The following is a 3,072-nucleotide window of genomic DNA, read 5'->3' on the forward strand; positions in this document are numbered from 1 at the left end:
GCCGAGCTCGGCGGAGATCTGGTCGATGCACAGATCCGGATCGCGCAGGTGCTCGCGGATGAAAAATTGGGCACGCACATACATCGCCTCCGGCCCGACGCGATCGAGCATCGTGTCGGCCTCGCGCAGCGGCAGCAGCAGCAGATCGATCAGCGAATCAGCAACGCCGACCGCGCTGTTCGCCGACAGTTTTGCCGCTTCGTCGAAGGTGGCGTGAACGAAATCATGGGCGATCCGCCCCGTTCCCGTCCGCGAGGACAGCTTGCAGGCGGGCATCCGCTGCGACGGGAATCCGCGGTCGCGGAGCAGCGCCTTCGGCACGATCACGACGTCGTGGCGGGTGAAGGCGGGGCTGACGATCGAATGCGGGCAGGAAACGTCGTAGGCGATGATGTCGCCGGGGTTCAGCTCGATGTGGCGGCCTTCCTGCTCGAAATAGGACACGCCGTAGGTCTGGAAGTGGATCTTGATGTAGGGGTGTTCATTGGCCTTGGCGCGCGCCAGCGTGTGCGCGATGCGATGCTGGCTGACCTCGATCTGGCAGAGCTTGAGGCGCGAAACGGTGGTGTAGTCGATCCGGCCTTCGAGCGAGGACGCCTCCAGCGGATCAACATCGAAATGCCCACACAGGCTCGTCAACCCGTCGATCCAGCTCTGGATCTGCCGCTTCGGCGTCAGTCCGGTCGTCGAGAGGGTGTGAATGGTGTCGGACATTAATCCAGCCACTGGTTTCATCCGGAGACTCTGCGCGAATCGCGACCAGCGCTGCCGGAGCCCTCAGCCATGATTGCGTGACGTTTACCTCGAATTTGGGCGGTCTTTTGGAACGTGCGCCATCGTTCCATTGCCACCCTTGAAACTTAATCCTCCGCCTTAGTTGAACCGTCGTCAAGGGGAACCTGAGCGCTGCCGCCCGCGCTTGCGCGGTGCGAAGAAGCCGAATTCGCTCCTGCAAAATCAAAAACTTCGCGTCCGTGCGCTGTCGAGCAAACCGCCTTCTCTCTTGGGCAAGTTTCCCGATCGCGGAGGCGTTAGGGATTGCTTCAGGAACAACAAAAACGGGCCGCTCCTGCACGCGGACCTGTGGCTCTCATCAGGAGGAGAAAACAGCACAGCATCGTTTCTGGTCCCATCGTGACCGCCCTGCACGAGCAGACGCCGGACGCCAAAGCCCGGCAATAAGCAATGCTTCGGAAACAATAAACGAGTCCAATGGAGGAATGACTATGCGCAAGGTGCTACTGGCGACCTATCTTGGCTCAGCGGCGGCTCTCGCCGTCGGCAGCGCGTCAGCCAATGACGAGCTGATCAAGATGTCGCAGAACCCGAAAGATTGGGTGATGCCGGCGGGCGACTACGCCAATACCCGCTATTCCAAGCTGAACCAGATCAACGCACAAAATGTCGGCAAGCTCCAGGTTGCCTGGACCTTCTCGACCGGCGTGCTGCGCGGCCATGAAGGTGGCCCGCTGATCATCGGCAACATGATGTACGTCCATACGCCGTTCCCGAACAAGGTCTACGCTATTGACCTTTCGAACGAGAACAAGATCGTCTGGAAGTACGAGCCGAAGCAGGATCCGAACGTCATCCCGGTGATGTGCTGCGACACCGTCAACCGCGGCCTGTCGTACGGCGACGGCAAGATCATCCTGCATCAGGCCGACACCAACCTCGTCGCGCTCGATGCCAAGACCGGTCAGGTGGCCTGGTCTGCGACGAACGGCAATCCGAGCAAGGGCGAGACCGGCACCTCGGCGGCGCTGGTCGTCAAGGACAAGGTCCTCGTCGGCATCTCGGGCGGCGAGTTCGGCGTGCAGTGTCACGTCACCGCTTACGACCTCAAGAGCGGCAAGCAGGTCTGGCGCGCCTTCTCCGAAGGTCCGGATGACCAGATCAAGGTGGATCCCGCCAAGACGACGGCGCTCGGCAAGCCGGTCGGCGCCGATTCCAGCCTCAAGACCTGGCAGGGCGATCAGTGGAAGATCGGCGGCGGCTGCACCTGGGGCTGGATGTCCTACGATCCCGCTCTGAACCTCGTCTATTACGGGTCGGGCAATCCCTCGACCTGGAATCCAAAGCAGCGTCCCGGCGACAACAAATGGTCGATGACGATCTTCGCGCGCGATGCCGACAGCGGCATGGCCAAGTGGGTCTATCAGATGACCCCCCACGACGAGTGGGACTATGACGGCGTCAACGAGATGATCCTCTCGGATCAGCAGATCAACGGCCAGCCGCGCAAGCTCCTGACCCATTTCGACCGCAACGGTCTCGCCTACACCATGGATCGTGAGAACGGCGAACTGCTGGTCGCCGAAAAGTACGATCCGAAGGTGAACTGGACCTCCGGCGTCGACATGGACAAGAACTCGCCGACCTATGGCCGTCCGAAGGTGCTCGACGCAGCTTCGACCGACAAGGCGGGCGAGGACCACAACGTGAAGGGCATCTGCCCGGCCGCGCTCGGCACCAAGGACGAGCAGCCGGCGGCTTACTCGCCGGACACGCAGCTGTTCTACGTTCCGACCAACCACGTCTGCATGGACTACGAACCGTTCAAGGTGAGCTACACCGCGGGCCAGCCCTATGTGGGCGCGACGCTCTCGATGTATCCGCCGCAGGGTGAAAGCCACATGGGCAATTTCATCGCCTGGGACGGCAAGACCGGCAAGATCGTCTGGTCGAACAAGGAGCAGTTCTCGGTCTGGTCCGGTGCGCTCGCGACTGCCGGCGGCGTGGTGTTCTACGGCACGCTCGAAGGCTACCTGAAGGCGGTCGATGCCAAGTCCGGCAAGGAGCTCTACAAGTTCAAGACTCCCTCCGGCATCATCGGCAACGTCACGACCTATGAGAACGGCGGCAAGCAGTATGTCGCAGTGCTCTCCGGCGTGGGCGGCTGGGCCGGCATCGGTCTGGCGGCAGGCCTGACCGATCCGACCGCCGGTCTCGGCGCAGTCGGTGGCTACGCGGCGCTCAGCAACTACACGGCTCTCGGCGGTACGCTGACCGTGTTCTCGCTGCCGACGAACTAGCCTCAACTTCGTGTCGCCCCGGCGCGTGGATCAGATC

Annotated in this window: 2 protein-coding genes; one reads left to right on the forward strand and one right to left on the reverse strand. The window is 62.0% G+C overall.

Annotated features, from left to right (window positions below; translation table 11 throughout):
* Positions 1–714: AraC-like ligand-binding domain-containing protein (locus ACXJL8_RS37665; protein WP_456686674.1), on the reverse strand; the 714-nt coding region annotated here is incomplete at its 3' end.
* Between the two features lie 512 nt (positions 715–1,226).
* On the opposite strand from ACXJL8_RS37665, the gene xoxF5 reads away from it, so the two are divergent.
* A complete protein-coding gene (gene xoxF5 / locus ACXJL8_RS37670; RefSeq protein ID WP_456621044.1) occupies positions 1,227–3,035 on the forward strand; it encodes a lanthanide-dependent methanol dehydrogenase XoxF5 in 1,809 nt (602 codons plus the stop codon).
* Positions 3,036–3,072: the final 37 nt, after the last annotated feature.

It is taken from the genome of Bradyrhizobium sp. P5_C11_2 (genome assembly GCF_054049755.1).